15 protein-coding genes are annotated in these 16,809 nt (G+C 72.8%); 8 read left to right on the top strand and 7 right to left on the bottom strand.

The window, feature by feature from the left end; genetic code table 11:
* The first annotated feature begins 196 nt into the window (after positions 1-196).
* Entirely contained in the window at positions 197-853 is a 657-nt protein-coding gene (locus tag ACIRPK_RS32210) for an NADPH-dependent F420 reductase (RefSeq protein WP_403045184.1), read from the top strand.
* A 7-nt stretch (positions 854-860) separates the two neighbouring features.
* On the opposite strand, the gene ACIRPK_RS32205 is transcribed toward ACIRPK_RS32210, so the two are convergent.
* From ACIRPK_RS32205 to ACIRPK_RS32195, 3 genes are all read right to left on the bottom strand, one after another.
* On the bottom strand, positions 861-1,484 hold the full coding sequence (locus tag ACIRPK_RS32205) for a DedA family protein (RefSeq protein ID WP_403045181.1): 624 nt from the start codon (positions 1,482-1,484) through the stop codon (positions 861-863).
* Positions 1,485-1,505: 21 nt separating this feature from the next.
* On the bottom strand, positions 1,506-1,700 hold the full coding sequence (locus ACIRPK_RS32200) for a DUF1918 domain-containing protein (protein ID WP_403045178.1): 195 nt from the start codon (positions 1,698-1,700) through the stop codon (positions 1,506-1,508).
* A gap of 98 nt (positions 1,701-1,798) precedes the next feature.
* On the bottom strand, positions 1,799-2,440 hold the full coding sequence (locus ACIRPK_RS32195; protein ID WP_403045175.1) for a TetR/AcrR family transcriptional regulator: 642 nt from the start codon (positions 2,438-2,440) through the stop codon (positions 1,799-1,801).
* A 235-nt stretch (positions 2,441-2,675) separates the two neighbouring features.
* Here ACIRPK_RS32195 and ACIRPK_RS32190 point away from each other — a divergent pair, with 235 nt between their 5' ends.
* The 3 genes from ACIRPK_RS32190 (at position 2,676) to ACIRPK_RS32180 (ending at position 6,074) form a co-directional block, all read left to right on the top strand.
* The gene (locus ACIRPK_RS32190; protein WP_403045172.1) at positions 2,676-2,876 is read left to right on the top strand and encodes a hypothetical protein; all 201 of its coding nucleotides are present in this window, start codon (positions 2,676-2,678) and stop codon (positions 2,874-2,876) included.
* Between the two features lie 37 nt (positions 2,877-2,913).
* Entirely contained in the window at positions 2,914-4,320 is a 1,407-nt protein-coding gene (locus ACIRPK_RS32185) for a DUF692 family multinuclear iron-containing protein (protein WP_403045170.1), read from the top strand.
* An 83-nt stretch (positions 4,321-4,403) separates the two neighbouring features.
* Positions 4,404-6,074: a serine/threonine-protein kinase gene (locus ACIRPK_RS32180; RefSeq protein ID WP_403045168.1), complete on the top strand. Its 1,671-nt coding sequence runs from the start codon at positions 4,404-4,406 to the stop codon at positions 6,072-6,074.
* 19 nt (positions 6,075-6,093) lie between these two features.
* Here the strand turns inward: ACIRPK_RS32180 and ACIRPK_RS32175 are convergent, their stop codons facing one another.
* Both ACIRPK_RS32175 and ACIRPK_RS32170 read right to left on the bottom strand, forming a co-directional pair.
* Positions 6,094-6,996: a hypothetical protein gene (locus tag ACIRPK_RS32175; protein WP_403045165.1), complete on the bottom strand. Its 903-nt coding sequence runs from the start codon at positions 6,994-6,996 to the stop codon at positions 6,094-6,096.
* A gap of 224 nt (positions 6,997-7,220) precedes the next feature.
* Entirely contained in the window at positions 7,221-9,650 is a 2,430-nt protein-coding gene (locus ACIRPK_RS32170) for an RICIN domain-containing protein (protein WP_403045190.1), read from the bottom strand.
* A 683-nt stretch (positions 9,651-10,333) separates the two neighbouring features.
* Between ACIRPK_RS32170 and ACIRPK_RS32165 the strand changes: the two genes are divergently transcribed.
* The gene (locus tag ACIRPK_RS32165) at positions 10,334-12,100 is read left to right on the top strand and encodes an ABC transporter ATP-binding protein (RefSeq protein WP_403045163.1); all 1,767 of its coding nucleotides are present in this window, start codon (positions 10,334-10,336) and stop codon (positions 12,098-12,100) included.
* A 61-nt stretch (positions 12,101-12,161) separates the two neighbouring features.
* On the opposite strand, the gene ACIRPK_RS32160 is transcribed toward ACIRPK_RS32165, so the two are convergent.
* A complete protein-coding gene (locus ACIRPK_RS32160) occupies positions 12,162-13,199 on the bottom strand; it encodes a phosphatase PAP2 family protein (protein ID WP_403045160.1) in 1,038 nt (345 codons plus the stop codon).
* A gap of 448 nt (positions 13,200-13,647) precedes the next feature.
* Positions 13,648-14,481, bottom strand: coding sequence for a hypothetical protein (locus tag ACIRPK_RS32155; RefSeq protein WP_403045158.1), 834 nt, complete (start codon positions 14,479-14,481; stop codon positions 13,648-13,650).
* A 318-nt stretch (positions 14,482-14,799) separates the two neighbouring features.
* On the opposite strand from ACIRPK_RS32155, the gene ACIRPK_RS32150 reads away from it, so the two are divergent.
* From ACIRPK_RS32150 to ACIRPK_RS32140, 3 genes are all read left to right on the top strand, one after another.
* Entirely contained in the window at positions 14,800-15,585 is a 786-nt protein-coding gene (locus ACIRPK_RS32150) for a hypothetical protein (RefSeq protein ID WP_403045155.1), read from the top strand.
* A gap of 131 nt (positions 15,586-15,716) precedes the next feature.
* On the top strand, positions 15,717-16,340 hold the full coding sequence (locus ACIRPK_RS32145; protein WP_403045153.1) for a sigma-70 family RNA polymerase sigma factor: 624 nt from the start codon (positions 15,717-15,719) through the stop codon (positions 16,338-16,340).
* Between the two features lie 136 nt (positions 16,341-16,476).
* The gene (locus ACIRPK_RS32140) at positions 16,477-16,686 is read left to right on the top strand and encodes a heavy-metal-associated domain-containing protein (RefSeq protein WP_403045151.1); all 210 of its coding nucleotides are present in this window, start codon (positions 16,477-16,479) and stop codon (positions 16,684-16,686) included.
* Positions 16,687-16,809 lie beyond the last annotated feature (123 nt).

The following is a 16,809-nucleotide window of genomic DNA, read 5'->3' as shown; positions in this document are numbered from 1 at the left end:
CGAACACGACGTGACCGTCGAGACCAGCACCGACCGCATCACGGGCGACCTCACCAAGTGGATGGCCGCCCGCGCTTCCTAAAACACGGCCTAGGGGTGCCCGTCCGGTCCGGGACGGGCACCCCTGTGCTCCCGGCGGCGTGCCGGTGGCTCGGTTAGGGTGACCGCACGGTCGGGTCGAACTGGGAGTCACACCATGCGGGTCGGGATCATCGGAACGGGCACCGTCGGCAAGACGCTGGCGGCCAAGCTGGTGTCGCTCGGGCACGAGGTGACGCTCGGTTCGCGCAGCAAGGAGAACGTGGCCGCGCTGGCCTGGGCCGAGCAGGCCGGTCCGTACGGTCACAGCGGGACCTTCGCCGAGGCCGCCGCCTTCGGCGAGCTGGTGGTGAACGCGACCTCCGGCGTGGTGGCGGTGCAGGCGCTCCAGCTGGCCGGGGCCGAGGCGCTGGCGGGCAAGGTGCTGATCGACGTCTCCAACCCGCTGGTCTTCTCGCCGCTGGGCGAGGTGAGCCTGGTGCCGGTGAACAGCGACAGCGTCGGCGAGCAGATCCAGCGCGAGTTCCCCGAGGCCCGGGTGGTGAAGGCGCTCAACACCGTCAACTCCGAAGTGATGGTGGACCCGGACCGGGTGCCGGGCGAGCACAACCTGTTCGTGGCGGGCAACGACCCGGAGGCGAAGGCCGCCGTGGTGGCCCTGCTGACCGAGTTCGGCTGGCCGGCGGGCTCGGTGCTGGACCTGGGGGACATCACGGCGGCGCGGTCGCTGGAGATGCTGATGCCGTTCTGGCTCAAGCTGATGGGCCACTTCGGGCACGCCGACTTCAACTACTCGATCCGGACGGCAGGCTGACGGCCGGTCAGACCCGACGGCGGCGCCAGAGCCGGTAGCCGACCAGCCCGGCCAGCAGCACGCCGAGGGCCACCAGGACGACCACCTGGTAGCGCATCACCTGCTCGTACAGCGGCCCGATGTTGCCGCCCGCCAGGTAGCCGGCGCCGCCCCAGACGCCGACCCAGAGCACCGCGCCGAGCACGTTGGCCGGCAGGAAGCGCCGCCAGGTCATCCCGGTGGTCCCGGCCACGATGCCGTTGGTCTGCCGCAGCACGTCGACGAACCTGGCCACCGTGACCACCTTGACCCCGTGCCGGGCGAAGAACTCCTCGCCGCGCGCCATCCGGGCCGGGGTGAGCAGCACGTACCGGCCCCAGCGCTCGACCGCCTTGTGGCCTCCGGTCCGGCCGATCAGGTAGCCCAGCGCGTCCCCGGCGATCGCGGCGACCAGCGCGATCACCAGGACGGCGGCGATGCTGAGCCGGCCGGTGCCCGCGTACACGGCGGCCAGCACCAGCACGGTCTGGCCCGGGACCGGGATCGCGCAGTTGTCCAGGAAGACGAGAACCCCCACCGCCAGGTAGCCGTAGCCGTCCAGCAGCGGGGTGAGGTGTTCGAGTGGACCGGGGAGTGGTGCGGGGGTGGCCACGGGGCTCCGGGGGAAGTGGGTTCAGTGGGCGGGCTGCTGACGTTCGATCACGGTGTCGGGGCCGGGGTAGACCAGCCCCTCGTGGCCGTCCTCGAAACGCACCAGGTACGGGGGCTCGCCTTCGGGGCCCCGTACCTCGATGATCTCGCCCAGCCGGTCCGCCATCCCGATCGACCTGCTGTGGGTGTGGAGGTGATCGCCTGCCGTCGCTTGCATGGTCTGCTCCTTGCCGGGTGCGGTTGCGGTCCCGGTCTCCACTGTGCGGCGGGATCGGGGCGGTCGCAACGCCCGGCCCGATCCGGACGGGCGAGGAGCTAGCCGTCCGGATCGGTGAGGTAGCGGCGCAGCAGCCGCTTGCACTCGGCGATCAGGGCCGGGTCGCCGGCCGGATCGGTGCGGAAGGCCAGCTTCAGGACGGCGTCGGCGCTCTCCATCGCGACCCGCAGCGCCAGCGGGTGGCCGGGCCCGGTGAACAGGCGGCCGCCGAGGGTGCGTAGCCGCTGGGCGACCGCGGCGTTGTTGTCCAGGTCCCGGTCGAGTAGGTGCTGGTCGTCGGTGACGCCGGCCGGGAGCCGGTCGACCAGGCCGAAGTCCAGGTGGCCGAAGCCCGGGACGGCGCGCTTCATCGCCACGAACTCCTCGACCGCCAGGTCGACGAAGCCCGGCACGTCGGGCGGGGTCTCGGCGTCGAGGCGGCGGGCCAGCCGCTCCAGGTAGCGGTCCAGGTTCCGTTCGGCCAGGGCGGCGAGCAGGGCTTCCTTGCCGGCGAAGAACTGGTAGAGGGTGCCGATCGGGACCTCGGCCCGGTGCGCGGTCTCCTTGGTGGTGAGCGCGCTCGCGCCGACCTCGTCCAGCAGGCCCGCACAGGCGTCGAGCAGACGCTCGTACCGCTCCTGGCTGCGCTGCTGCACCGGTCGGCGCCGGGCGGGGACGGCGGTGCCGAGGTCCGACTTCATGCGCCCACTGTGCCGTATCGGGCGGAGGGGGCGCGAATCCCCTCCGGTGTCCCGCGTTGCCCGGGCCCGCCGGCGAGCGCTCGGTGGAAGGCCGGCAGCCGCCGATCAGGACCGGCAGTTCGGCGGCAGTTTCGCGGTTCCGCCCCCGGGATCCGGGGTAATTCGCGGCATGCTCCTTCCCACGTCATTCGCCAGCGGCGCCCGGGGAATCCGGGTGCCGGACAGGAGGTACCCCGTGTCGTCCACCGTGCCCGTCACCGAGGCTCCGGCCGAGATCACCCTCTCGCTCTCGGCGGCGGAGGGCCTCGACCGGATGGCCGCGCCGGTCAAGGCCGCCGTCAACCAGGACAACTGCCCGAGCTGCCACTCCGGCTTCGACTGGTCGTTCGGCCGCTCGGCCGAGTTCACCCTGGGCAGCTCCGGCCGGGGCCGCTGAGCAGGCGGCCGGGCGGGGCGGGGAGAGGTCGGCGGCGATGGCGCGGCTCGGGGTCGGGCTCACCTATGTCCGGGGCCTGGAAGGGCTGTTGGAGGAGTGCGGGGACGCTCTCGACCTGATCGAGGTCGAACCGCAGACCTTCTGGCGGACCCGTCCGGACGGCACCGTCGCGACCGACGACGAAGCCCTGCGCCGCCTGGCCGACCTGCCCGGTGCCCGGCTGCTGCACAGCGTCGGCGACCCGGTCGGCGGCTCGGAGCTGCCGGACGCCGAACACGTCCGGCTGCTGGGTGAGTTGGCCGAGCGGCTGGCCGTGCCGTGGGTGAGCGAGCACTTGGCGTTCAACCGGGTCGGCGGGGCCGAGGGCTTCCGGACCGGCTTCATGCTGCCGCCCCGGCAGACCCCGGACGGCGTACGCCGCAGCGTCCGGTCGGTCCGGGCGATGGCCGAGGCGCTCCCCGCCCCGTTCGCGGTGGAGCTCGGCACCAACTACCTCAGGCCCCGGGCCGACGAACTCGGCGACGGCGCCTTCGCCGCCCGGGTGGCCGAACAGGCCGACTGCGGGCTGCTGTTGGACCTGCACAACGTGCTGGCCAACGAGCGCAACGGTCGCTGCACGGTCGAGGAGCTGCTCGCCGAACTCCCGCTGGACCGGGTCTGGGAGGTCCACCTGGCCGGCGGGTTCGAGCACCGCGGCTACTGGCTGGACGCCCACAGCGGTCTGCCCGACGAGGACCTGCTGCGGCTCGCCGAACGGGTGCTGCCCCGGCTGCCCGCGCTCCGGGCGGTGCTCTTCGAGCTGACCGCCTCGGCCGCTCCGGGCCTGGCGGCGGGTGCGGTACGGGAGTTGACGGAGCGACTGCGGGCGATCTGGCCGGCCGAAACGGCGCTCCCGGCCGCCGCGCCCGTACCGCGCCGTTCGCCGGACCCGGCGACGGGCGGGGCCACGCCGGAGGAGTGGGAGGCCGCCCTCGGCGGGCTGGCCGTCGGACGGGAGCCCCGGACCGCGCTGGAGCGGGAGTTGGCGGCCGACCCGGCGATCGACCTGCTGCGCGAACTGATCCTGGAGTTCCGCGCGGGCGCCCTGGCCGGGACGCTCGTGCACACCGTCCGGCTGCTCCTGCTGACCCTGGGGGAGGCGGGGGTGCGGGGGCTGCTGGCCGGGTACGCGCGGCAGCGGACCCCTGAGCTGGTCGCCACCGAGGAGGCGCTCGCCTTCGCCGAGCACCTGGGGCGGAGCTGCCCGGCGGTGCCGCTGCTGCCGGACGTGCTCGCGCTGGACCTCGGCCTGATGCTGGTCCGGCTGGACGGTGAGCCGCGCACGGTCACCCTCGGCACCGACCCGACCGTGCTGCTGACCGAACTCGGCGCCGGGCGGCTGCCGGTGGCCCCACCGCGCGGCAGCTACCGGCTGCGGCTGGTGGACGACCGCGCGACCGGCTGAGTGCGCGACAGGGCGCCGGCGGCTGAGTGCGTGCTGCCGTGCGTGTTCGAAAGCTGTCCGTCCGAACCCCTACGATGACCGCCATGACTACAGGGGGTCCCGGAGGCCGGCTCGTCGACGGCCGCTTCGAGTTGCTGGAGCGGCTCGGCGGCGGTGGCATGGGCCTGGTCTGGCGGGCCAGGGACATGGTGCTGCAGCGCGAGGTGGCGCTCAAGGAGGTCCGCTCGCCGGACCTGGCGATGCTCGCGGCCGACCCCGCCGCCGCCTTCGAGCTGCGCGAGCGGGTGCTGCGCGAGGCCCAGGCGCTGGCCCGGCTCCAGCACCCGCACGTGGTGATCATCTACCACATCGTCGACAACGCCGAACTGGCCCACCCCTGGCTGGTGATGGAGCTGGTGTCCGGCGGCTCGCTGCACGACCGGCTGAACCGGGGTGCGCTCGCGCCGCAGGAGGCCGCCAGGATCGGCCGCGGAGTGCTCTCCGCGCTGCGGGCCGCGCACGCCGCCGGCATCCAGCACCGCGACGTGAAGCCCGCCAACGTGCTGATGCGCGCCGACGGCACCCCGGTGCTGACCGACTTCGGCATCGCCGCGCTGACCGAGTCGACCAGCCTGACCGCGACCGGGGCGCTGATCGGCTCGCCCGAGTTCATCGCCCCCGAGCGGATCCGCGGCCACGAGGGCAACCCCTCCTCCGATCTCTGGTCGCTCGGCATGATGCTGTACGTCGCGGTCGAGGGTCACCACCCGCTGCGCCGCGCCACCACCTTCGCGACCCTGGCCGCCGTGCTGGACGAGCCGCTTCCGCCGCCGGTGCGCTGCGGCCCGCTCGGCCCCGCCCTGGTCGCGCTGCTGGCCCGCGATCCGGCCCTGCGGCCCGACGCCGCCGAGCTCGACCGGCTGCTCGCCGCAGCCGAGCAGGGCATCGACGGCACGCGCGGCGCCGGGGTGCAGGACGCCGTCCCGTACACCCCCACCCAGCTCACCGGCGTCGTTCCGCACCCCGCCACGGGCCCGGTCGACCGCGTGCCCGGGCAGCCCACCGGCGGTCACGAGCCTTGGCCGCAGCCGGAGTTGCCGGGGCGCCAGCGCGCCCGTCGGCGTACCGGCCGGGTGCTGGGAGCGGTGGCCGGGGTGGCGCTGGTGGGTCTGCTGGGGTGGTCGCTGAGCAGCGGGCTGCTGACGTTCGACCATCGCGCGGCTGCCGGCTCCTCCCCGCGGGTCACCGGTGCCAGTACGGGCAGCATCACCGTGGGTGGCACAAGCTCGCCCCCCGCCACCAGCGGTACGCCCAAGGCGTCCGGTGCCGCCGCCAAGGACCTGCTCACCCCGGACGGTGCCCGCGGCCTGGTGGAGGAGATCCGTTCGGCCACCGGCACCGCCACGGTCACCCAGCTGCTGATCTACCCCGAGTACGCCAGTGCGAGGGTGATCACCAAGGACAATCCCAAGCACTACGACGACGTCAACTACCGGGCCGGCAAGCTGACCAGCAAGCCCGGTGGCACCGTGGGCAGCAACGACAAGCCGGTGGACCTCGCCAAGATCGACTGGAATCAGATCCCGACCGTCATGGCCAAGGCCCAGACCGAGCTCGGTGTCCCCACCCCCAAGTCGCGCTACCTGAACGTGACGTACGGCTGGTTCGCCGACGAGATCACCATCCGGTACTACCTCTCGGACGAGTACAGCGGCGGCGGCTATCTGAACGTGGGCGCCACCGGCAAGGTGCTCAAGGTGGTCAAGTCCGGCTGACCGCACGGTGGTACAGGGGTCAGAGCCCGCCGAGGCCGGTCGAGTCGAGGTTGAACTCCTGCCGTGGCGGGTCCGGTTCGCGGGGTGGAGCCGGGGGAGGAGGTGGCGGCGGGACGGGCTTCAGCGGGTGGCCCGCCGGGAGCCCGCGCTCCAGGCCCTGGGTGGCCACCCGGCGCAGGAGTTCGGCGTCGGCGGGCAGCGGCCGAGCCTGGGTGGCGGCGACCAGGGTCCGGCCGAGGTCGGTGCGGCCGTAGTGTTCCGGTCGCCGGCGTCGGATCGCTGCCGCGAGCAGGACGGCGAGCTGGGCGGCGAGTGGCAGCCAGGCCCGGGAGAGGACGGCGACGGCCGCGCCGGTGAGCAGCAGAGCGACCAGGGCGGCGACGCACCGGAGGCGTAGGCGGCGCCGCTCGGCCCGCCAGGCCGCGGCGGCGGGTGAGTCGGCCAGCACCCCGGCGGGCATCGTCCGCTCGGTCACCAGGCCCTCGGTCACCAGCCGTTCGCGAAAGCTCCGGGCGAGGTGCGCGGGCGGATCCCGGTCCCAGCCCAGGTGGTCGGGCAGCCGGCCCTTCCTGGTCCTCGCGATCTCGGCGAGGAGCACGCCCTCGACCTCGTCGCGGGGCACCGGGTCCGACACCCGGAACCAGAAGGCGCCGAACTGCTTGCGGGTCAGGCTGATCCGCCCCTCGGCGTGCATCCGTACCAGGGCGACGGCGGGCGCCCGGTAGAGGCCCATGCCGCTGTACAGGTAGGCGAACTCGTACAGGTCCAGCTCGGTGGTGGCCGGGCGCGGCGGGCCGGCGGTGGCGGCCAGGGCCTGCCAGGCCCGCCGGACCGCCCGGCGCCAGGAGAACAGGACGGCGAACGACACCAGCGCCGCCACCGAACCGGCCGCCAGGCCCGGCCCGGATCCGATCAGATCCATTCGTTCCCCCCAGCGCAGGCGACGCACGGTCCCTACCCCGGGAGTGGCTGGTTCACCCGGTGGCCGACGAATCGAAGTCGGTTGTCCGGCGGCCGATGTGACGGCCCATCAGCAAGGCAAGGTGCCCGAGGCGGTGGGCTGGTGCAGGGGATGCACCCACCGCCTCGGGCGGGCCGGGTCCGGGGGCGGGGCAGCGGGTCCGGACCCGGGTCTGTGGTGGACCGTCAGCTGATGGTCCAGCGCTGGAGGGCGCTGCCGGTGTCGGGCTGCTGGGTGACCTTGGCGCCGTTGGAGGTCGAGGCCGTGGTGAGCAGGAGCCCGCTCTTCTGGGAGGTGATCTTGAATCCGCCGGTCACCGCGCTGACCAGCCAGCGCTGGTTGCTCGCCCCGGTGCAGGTCGCCTGGAGCACCTGGGCACCGGCGGCGGTGGAGCCGCCGCTGACGTCGACGCACAGCTGGGAGAGGCCGTTGACGAGTTGGTAGGAGCCGTCGCTCTGCTGGGTGAAGACCCAGTTCTGGTTGGTGCCGCCGTTCGGTGTCCAGGTGATGAGCTGGATGCCGGAGGCGGTGGAGTGGTCCGGGTCGTCCAGGGCCTTGCCCGAGCTGACGACGGTGTGGGTGCCGTCGGCCACCACCCCGACCGACCAGGTGAAGGTGCCGGTGCCGGTGGCGGTCCCGGAGGAGGCGGTGACGGTGACCGTCGAGCTGCCGGTGCTGCCGGGCGTACCGGTGATCAGGCCGCCGGGGCTGACCGACAGACCGGCGGGCAGGCCGGTCGCCGAGAAGGTGAGCGGCTTGTTGGCCGAGTCGGTGGCGGTGAGTTGGAGCGAGACCGCCGTGTTGACCATGCTGGACTGGTTGCCGGGGCCGGTCACGGACACGGTCTCGGGCACGCTGCCGGTCGCGGTCAGGGCGAGGGCCTGCTCGGCGGCGGTGCGGCTCGCGCCGACCGGGCTGCCGGTGGTGTTGGTCCAGAACCGGGTGGGCGTGGTCTCGGCCGGGCGCGCGGTGTCGGCGGACAACCCGATCACCAGTCCGCTGTAGCGGTTGACCAGGCGGTACGTGCCGTCAGGGGTGTTGGTGGTCGACCGGCCCGGGATCACCCACCACTGCTGGCCGACGGAGGGTCCGCCCGCGGGGGCGGCGGTGACGGTGGGCTTGGCGCCCCAGGCGCGGCCCGCGGTGACGCCGGAGTCGACGCCGAGCAGCTGGCCGGTGGACCCGTTGGTGATCCGGTAGGACCCGTCACCGTTGCCGGTGAAGCTCCAGGTCTCGAGACCGGAACCGGTGGCAGCCGGCACCGAGGTGGTGGCCGAGCTGCCGGAGACCTGGGCGAGCACCCGGCCGGCCCCGTTGGCGATGCGGTAGGACTTGGTCGCGTCCACCGGCGGTGCGGCGGGCGTGGCGTTGTCGACGGCGAGGTTGACGTACTCGCTGCTGGAGCCGCCCGAGCAGCCGAAGGAGCAGTAGGTACGGAAGTTCTTGCCGACGATGCCGCTGCCGGTCTTGCTGGCGCTGTCCAGGAACCAGCGGTACCAGGAGGCCGTGTGGTAGCTGCCGGTGTCGCCGATCTTGTACCACTTCTGGGTGGTGAGGTCGTCCGTGGCGTAGAGCTCCTGCGGCGCGTTGCCGGACTGGTCGACGGCCTGGGGCTCGCCGATGTACAGGCCCAGGTGGGCGTTGTAGGTGATGTCCATGACGAACAGCGGCGAGGTGGCGGGCATCTTGCCCGCGGCGACCTGCTGGTCGGCGGTGCCGGTGTTCGCCGGGTTGTACTCGGCGGCGGCCGGGGTGTAGCCGGTGCCGCCGGTGGTCCCGACCGGCACCATGTTGCTCTCCTGGCCGCCCTTGCCGGGCTGGGACCAGGCGCCGTCGTACCACTTCTGCCAGGAGTTCGGCGCCATCTTGGCCGAGATCGGCGACCGGGCGACGTGCTCGTGGAACGCCTTCCAGCTGCCGCTCTTGTCGACCACCCGGGAGCCGTAGAAGACGTAGAAGTACCCGGAGGCGGTGTCGACGAACAGCCGCTGGTCGCCGTCGCCGTAGTAGTAGGTCTGGTTCGGGAAGGCGGTGGTGTCACCCCGCTTGGTGCCGTACGGGGAGGTGATGACGTGGTCCTTGATGGTCCACGTCCGGCCCTGGTCGGTGGAGACGGCGTAGTCGATCGCGTCGTAGTGCAGGCCGTCGCCGAAGGGCTGCGGGGTGAACTCGTTGTGCACCAGGCCGTACCAGTCGCCGGTGTCGGGATCGACCCAGAGGCCGGCCAGGTCGCAGAAGTTCTTCTGGGAGTAGCCGGAGCCGGCCGGCGGCACGGTCGCCTCCAGCCCGGTGGGGCTGTTGTTGCAGCGCCAGGTGGTGTCGTTGTTCTTGTCGTTGGCGTTGGCGGGGTTCACCGCGTTGCTGAGGGTGGTGTTGAAGGTCGCGGTGTCCAGGTTGCCGCCCGAGTAGAAGTCCCACACCCGGCCCTGGTTCGCACCGTAGAGGGCGGCGGCCTGCTGGTAGTAGAAGGTGCCGTCCTTGTCGATGTAGGGGAAGGCCGGGGTGTCGGTCGGGTGGGTCCAGGCGCCCTTGGCGCCGACGGTGACGGTGTATCCGGAGGTGGGGGGCGTGGCCTGGGCGGTGCTCTGGGCGAGCAGGCCGCCGGTCACCGTCATGGTGGTGGCGAGGAGGAAGGCGGCGAGCCTGCTGCGGCGGGACGGCACGGGGGTCTCCTGCTGCGGGGGCGGAGTCGTGCCGTGGTGGTCGTGGGGGACGGGTGCGGCCCATGAGCGGGGACGTGGCATGGGGGTGGCCCTCCTGGTCGGTGCTCCGGGCCGGGCGGCAGGTGGTGCGCAGGGGGGTCGCACGGCACCGGAGGGGGTGGGGGATGAAGGCTGCGACACCGCGAGGTCTGCAGTTAGATGCAGTATCCGGCCCTGTATCGAGCAGATGTCAACACGATCGACCAAAATGTTGCATCATTGGCCGGGTGCCGCACGGCCGCCTGCGACGTTCCCCGGACGGGTGGCCAAGGGCTTCGTGGCAGGTCGGGGGCGTCGGTCGGTGCACGTGCGACCGTGGTGGACCGGGCGACCTGACGGATCGCCAGGTTTGGCCGGCGGATGCGCGGTCAGACGAGGGGGTGGTGGCGGTCCCGGGTGTCGGCCCGGAGGCCCGGGACCGCTCCGTCGCGCAGACCCGGCCGCCGCAGGCTCACCTCGCCCGGCGGCCGGGGCATGCGGGCAGGGGGACCGGGGCCGGGGGCGGAAATTGGCTGTTGCGTGTTCGGGCCGCGCTGGGAGGATGACCGCAACCCTCAGGCCCCAGCTGTACCGAACTCCGTCCCCAGGAGACGTTCATGGCGTTGCCGCAAGGCCCGCTCAGCCACCGCTACCGTGGCGAACACCCCATCCGCACCCTCTGCTACCTGTTCCAGCCGGACCGCCGGCGGGTGCTGCTCGCCGTCGTCGTGTACTTCGCCAAGCACACGCCGGTCTGGCTGCTCCCGCTGATCACCGCGAACATCATCGACGTCGTCGTCCAGCACCGGCCGATCGCCGGGCTGTGGTGGAACGCCGCCGTCCTGCTGGTCATCCTGCTGCTCAACCTGCCGCTGCACCTGCTCTACGTCCGCTGCATGCACGGCAGCATCCGCCGGACCGGCACCCGGCTGCGCTCGGCGCTCTGTCACCGGATGCAGCAACTGTCGATCGGCTACCACTCGCGGGTGAGCGCGGGTGTCCTGCAGGCCAAGGTGGTCCGGGACGTCGAGGGCATCGAGAACGCGTCCCAGCAGACCGCCGACCTCGGTCTCGGCGCCGTCGCCACCCTGGTCGGCGGCGTCGTCGTGGTCGCGCTCCAGGCACCGGCCTTCCTGCCGGTGTTCCTGGTCATCGTGCCCGCCTCCGCGCTGCTGGTGGACCGGCTGCGGGAGCGGCTGCGCTCCGACAACGAGTCGTTCCGGGTGCAGGTGGAGCAACTCTCGTCGCGGATCAACGAGATGACCACGCTGATCCCGATCACCCGGGCGCACGGGCTGGAGCGCACCGCGCTGCGCCGGGTCGACCGGACGCTCGGCTCCGTGCTCAGCGCGGGGCTGCGGCTGGACCTGCTGAACGGCCGGTTCGGTGCCCTGGCGTGGATTCTGCTGAACGCCATCGGGGTGGGCTGCCTGGCCGGCTCCGCCCTGGTCGCGTACTACGGCTGGATGAACGTCAGCGCCGGGCAGGTGGTCATGCTCAGCGCCTACTTCACCACCCTGACCGGGTCGGTGACCAGCCTGATGAGCCTGACCCCGGTGATCGGCAAGGGGCTGGCGTCGGTCCGCTCGGTCGGCGAGGTGCTGGAGGCCCCCGACCTGGAGGTCAACTCCGGCAAGGCGGAGGTCGAACGGGTCCGTGGCCGGGTGGACTTCCAGGGCGTCGGCTACCGCTACGAGGAGGCCGGGCCGCCGTCGGTCAGCGCCTTCGACCTGACGGTCCGTCCGGGCGAGACCATCGCCCTGGTCGGCGGCTCGGGCGCGGGCAAGTCGACGGTGCTCAACCTGGTGATCGGGTTCCTCCGCCCCACCGAGGGCCGGATCCTGCTGGACGGCGCCGACATGGAGTCGCTGGACCTGCGCAGCTACCGCAAGTTCGTCTCGGTGGTCCCGCAGGAGTCGATCCTGTTCGAGGGCACCATTCGGGAGAACGTCACCTACGGCCTGCCGGAGGTGACCGAGGACCAGGTCCGGACGGCGCTCCGGGACGCCAACGCGCTGGAGTTCATCGACCGGCTGCCGCAGGGGCTCGACACCGTGGTCGGGGAGCGCGGCGCCCGGCTCTCCGGCGGGCAGCGGCAACGGCTGGCCATCGCACGGGCGTTGATCCGCGACCCCCGGGTCCTGGTCCTGGACGAGGCCACCTCCGCACTGGACTCGCGCTCGGAGGCACTGGTCCAGCAGGCGCTGGGCCGGCTGGTCCGGGGCCGGACGGTGTTCGTGGTGGCGCACCGGCTGTCGACCATCAAGGGCGCCGACCGGATCGTGGTGCTGGACGAGGGACGGATAGCCGAGATCGGCTCGCACGACCAGCTGCTGCGGAGCGGCGGCGCGTACGCGGGGTTGCAGGCGGCCCAACTGGCCTGACCAGGACGGCGCTGACCGTTGTCCCCGGGGGCGACGGTCAGCGCCGGGCGGGCGGGTCCGGTCAGCGCGGGGCGCTGAGCAGCTCGCGGTGCCGGACGGCCGGCACCGCGCGGAGGGCGCGGCCGGCCGCCCGACGCCGTACGAGGCGGGTGACGCCGCGGTGGATCACGACGGCGTAGACCCAGCCGACCAGGATGTCGATGACGAAGTGCTCCGCGCCGTACACCAGGGTGAACGCCATCGCGAGCGGGTATGCCGCCAGCAGCACGCGGACCCGGCGGGTGGCGGTCGGCCAGAAGAAGAGCGCGATCAGCATCGGGTACGCGGCGTGCAGCGAGGGCATCGCGGCCACGTCGTTGGCGAACCGGCTGCCGTCCTCGAACACGGAGGCGGCACGCGGCAGTTCGGCCTGGGCCAGCACGTCGCCGACGATCCTGGTCACCGGGGCGGTGTCGCCCTGGGCGCCCGCCATCCACGGCGGCACCGCCGGGTAGAGGACGTAGGTGAGGAAGCCCGCGTAGGTGACGGCGAGGTAGCAGCCGAGCAGGTGCCGGAACCTGGCGTGGTTCCGCCGCCAGAGCACCGCGAGCAGCACGAAGACCATGAAGAAGTGCGACATGTACACCGTGACGGCGGCGTAGTCGTACCAGTGCGCCGCACCCGGGGTGTAGAGGGCGTGCTGCAGGCGCACCGTCCACGTCCGGCCGAACCCGAGCGCCGTGTCGAACGCCAACTGGGGCCGCAGGTGCGGCAGCCAGGGCGTGTGGGCACCGTAACCGCGCAGCAGTGAGTACGTCCACACCACCGCCATCACCGGCACCCAGTCGCGCAGCACCAGCAGGGTGCGGCGCCAGCCCTCACCGCCGTGCACGGCGGCGGCCAGCAGGGCACCGATCAGCCAGAGGAAGACCAGGTCCTCGGTGTAGGCCAGGCCGTTGTCGTACGTCCACCGGGCGAGCAGCGTGAAGTAGACCGGCCAGGCCGCCCAGCGGAGCAACCGCCATCGGCCGGCCGGCTTCGGGGTCGGCGCCAGGGCCGGCTTCGGTGGCGGTGGGGTGGTGACGGTGGCGGGGGAGGGGGACGGGTGGAGTTCGGTCACGGGCGCGTCTCCTCGGGTCAAGGATGCGGTCGGGTGGTGCTGCGGGAGGGGGGAGAGCCCGGGCAGGGGGAGGCGTGCGAGCTCCGTGCCGGTGTGGTCACAGCTGCTCCTCGCGCCCTCCGGAGCGCGCCCAGCCGCACTTCGGTCACCGGCTCCGGGGAGCCCGGCGCGGGAGTGACGGTGTCCCCGCGTACGAGCGGGGCGGGGCGGCGGCGTACGGGGGCGGGGGTCATGGAGCGAATACGCACGAACGAACTCTCCGGGGACTGCGGGTGGGCATCGGGCCCACGCGCGCCCAGGCAGCCTGCCACGCACGGATGAGCCTTACCTGAGAGTTTCCTGATGGTCGCTTGGGAGCGCAGGCGGCTGCGCTTCGGGTCCGTGCGGGGCCGGAGCACGCCGGTCGGCGGCAGGTGGTGCCGCCGACCGGCATGCTGCCCGGGTGGGTTCAGCCCGTCTTCCGGATGGTGTAGACGACGTAGACCCCGCACTGGGAGCCGGACCCCTGGCCGGTGACGGTCCAGCCGGTGGGGATCGTGGAGTTGCCGCACACCTGCAGGCCGGTCTCGTTGGTGATCTTCAGGATGGTGTAGTCCCCGTACGTCCCGCAGGGGGTGCCGGAGGTCCGGATCGCGGTGACCACCCAGCCGGTCGGGATCGCGGACTGGGCGCAGGTGGTGAGGGTGGTCTGGTCGGTGATCCTCAGCAGGTTGTAGAGCGGGTAGTTGCCGCAGCCCGCGCCGTTCTGCCGGCTCAGGATGACCCACCCGTTCGGGATCGCGGAGTTGGCGCAGGCCAGGATCGAGGTCTGGGTGGTGAGCAGGGTGACGGTGTAGGTGCCGTAGCTCCCGCAGGGGGTGCCGGAGGTCTGGATCGCGACGATGACCCACCCGCTCAAGATGGCCGACTGGGCGCAGTCGGTGACGGTGGTCTGGGTGGTGATCCTCAGCAGGGTGTACTGCGGGAAGCTGCCGCACCCGGTGACGTTCTGCATCGCGGTGATCACCCACCCGTCCGGGATGGGGGAGTTGGCGCACGCCTGGACGGTCGTCTCGGTGGTGAGCTGCATGATGGTGCGCTGTCCGTAGCCGCTGCAGCCGGCCGAGGTCTGACTGAGGATCACCCAGCCGGCGGGGACGGGTGTGTAGCCGCAGATCGTCGTCGTCGCGCCGCTCTGCGTCTGCTGCACGGCCGTCGCCGCCGGGGCGCCGGTCATGACCAGGCCGCCGAGCAGGAGGGCGACGACGGTCAGCAGTCGGGTCAGCTGCTGCAAGGTTCTCATGTGAACTCCCCTGATGAGCCTGTCAGTTGGAGCTGTGAGCCTGACATGGCCACGTCTCCTGCCGCCACCCCGCCCGAAGGGCCGACTGTCGTCGATGGGCTCGGCGTCATCATCGGGCGGGGAGACTGTCCGGCCGCCACCGGGGAGCAGTTGGGCTGTTGACCGGCCGGCTCGTGGGCAGAGGCCGAAACACTGGTCGGATGAGTGGCGGCCGGAGTTCCCTGGCGAACGGGTGACGCCCGTCACATCTCGCCGGCCGGTCGAAGTCGCGGGGGGCGTCACGGTGGACGCGTGAGGGGATGCGACGATGAGCCGGCCATGGAAACGGGACGAGTCGCACGGGTGGGGCGGGCCGCAGTGTTCGCGGCTGCCTGCGTGCTGCTCGCGGCGACCGGCCATGTCCTGACGTCCGGCGTCCCCGTGCCCGGCTGGGCGCTGGCCGCCGCGTTCGCGGGCACCGGGGCGCTCGCCTGGCTCACGGCCCGCTGGGAGCGCGGCCCGCTGCTGGTCACCGGGCTGACCGTCGGCGGTCAGGCGGCTCTGCACGCGGTGTTCTCGCTCGGTCAGGCAGCCTCCGCAGCACCTGCCCCCGGTGGATACGCGACCCAGTGGGCACGGCTGCTCCTGTGCAACGCCGGACCACTGACCGAGGCGCAGGCGACGCAGCTCGTCGAGGCCGCGGGCCTTGACCCACGGTCAGCTCCCGGCGGCGGCCTGACCGTTGTCCCGGTCGACCTGCCCGACCCCTCCGCCCTGGCCGACATGCCGGGCATGACGATGCCCGCCGCCGCGCTTCCGCACCACGCCATGGCAGCGGTGGCGCATCAGCACGGCGGCGGCATGCTCGGCATGCTGGCCGCGCACCTGCTGGCGGCACTGCTGCTGGGCCTGTGGCTGTCGGCCGGCGAGCGCGCCGTCCACCGGTTGGCCCGCACGGTCGCGACCCGGCTGTTCGCCCCGGTCCTGCTGCTGCTCGGCGCCGTCCGGTCCGTCAGCCCTCTCCCGCAGCGCCGCCTCCGCACCGCGGTCCGCCGTCCGCGGCGGCTGCTGCTCGTCCACGCCCTCACCACTCGGGGACCACCGGTCGCACCCGCCGTCCACTGACGGCCCGTCACATCGGGGCAGCCCACGGCTGACACCGCGCCCGTGCCGGCAGCGGTGTCGCCGTCGCACGCCCCGAACCGGTCCTGCGGCCTGCCCGGCCGCTCCCACCTCCCGAGTAAGGACAACCGGCGATGACGCCTGTCCTGCCGTCCCCACGCACCGTGACCCGGCGCGTACGGACCGATGATCCGACCGTGACCGCCTGGGCGCTGGCCGCCCGCGGCGGCGACCCGGTCGCCGTGGACCGCTTCGTCCGCGCCACCCGCACCGACGTGTGGTGTTTCGTCGCTCACCTCAGCGGTGAGCCTCAGGCCGCTGACGACCTCACCCAGGACACCTACCTGCGGGCGCTGCGCAGCCTGCCCCGCTTCGAAGGCCGTTCCTCGGCCCGCACCTGGCTGAAGTCCATCGCCCGCCGCACGGTCGTGGACCGGATCCGCCTCGCCACGGCTCGGCCCCGGCTGCTGGACACCGACGACTGGCAGAGCGCCGTCGAGAAGGCCCAGTCCTGCGACCTGCCCGACTTCCCGGAGGGCATCGCGCTGACCGAGCTGCTGCACGCCCTGCCCGCAGAGCGCCGCGAGGCCTTCGTGCTGACCGCCGTGCTCGGCTTGCCGTACGAGGAGGTCGCCGAGCTCACGGGCTGCCCGATCGGTACCGTGCGCTCCCGGGTGAACCGGGCCCGGGGTGTCCTGATCCGCCAGCTCGCCGACGCCGAGCGGGTCGGCCGGGCCCCGGTCGATCGCGTGGCCTGATCAGTTCCCCGCTCCACCCGAAGGGGGCACCGGGCGGCGTGTCCCGGTGCCCCGCCACCGTCCATGCGTTGTCGTGGACGCACGCACCACGGCCCGCGTCGCAGGCCGTGAACGACAGTCTCCGGAGGAACCATCCATGTCGAGCACCACCGTTTTCGCCGTCGAGGGCATGAGCTGCGGCCACTGCGAGCGGACCGTCAGCACCCAGCTCTCCGCTCTTCCCGGCGTCACCGCCGTCACGGCCGACGCCAAGGCCGGGCGGGTGAGCGTCGCCGGGCAGATCGACGAGGACCTGGTCCGGGCCGCCGTCGACGAGGCCGGCTTCACGCTGACCGGCCGCATCTGACCGGCCGGCCACCTCGGCCACCGCGCAGCGCCCGGCCCACCTGGGCGCTCGCGGCGGACGGCGCGGGACGCTCCGGCACCGGTGCGGGACGAGCGGCGCGGGTGCGCTCTCCCACCTGACAAA

Origin of the sequence: Kitasatospora sp. NPDC101801 (assembly GCF_044766665.1) — a bacterium.
Taxonomy (GTDB): domain Bacteria; phylum Actinomycetota; class Actinomycetes; order Streptomycetales; family Streptomycetaceae; genus Kitasatospora.
The sequence above is the reverse complement of the archived record's forward strand: the minus strand, read 5'-3'. Positions and strand labels throughout refer to the sequence as shown.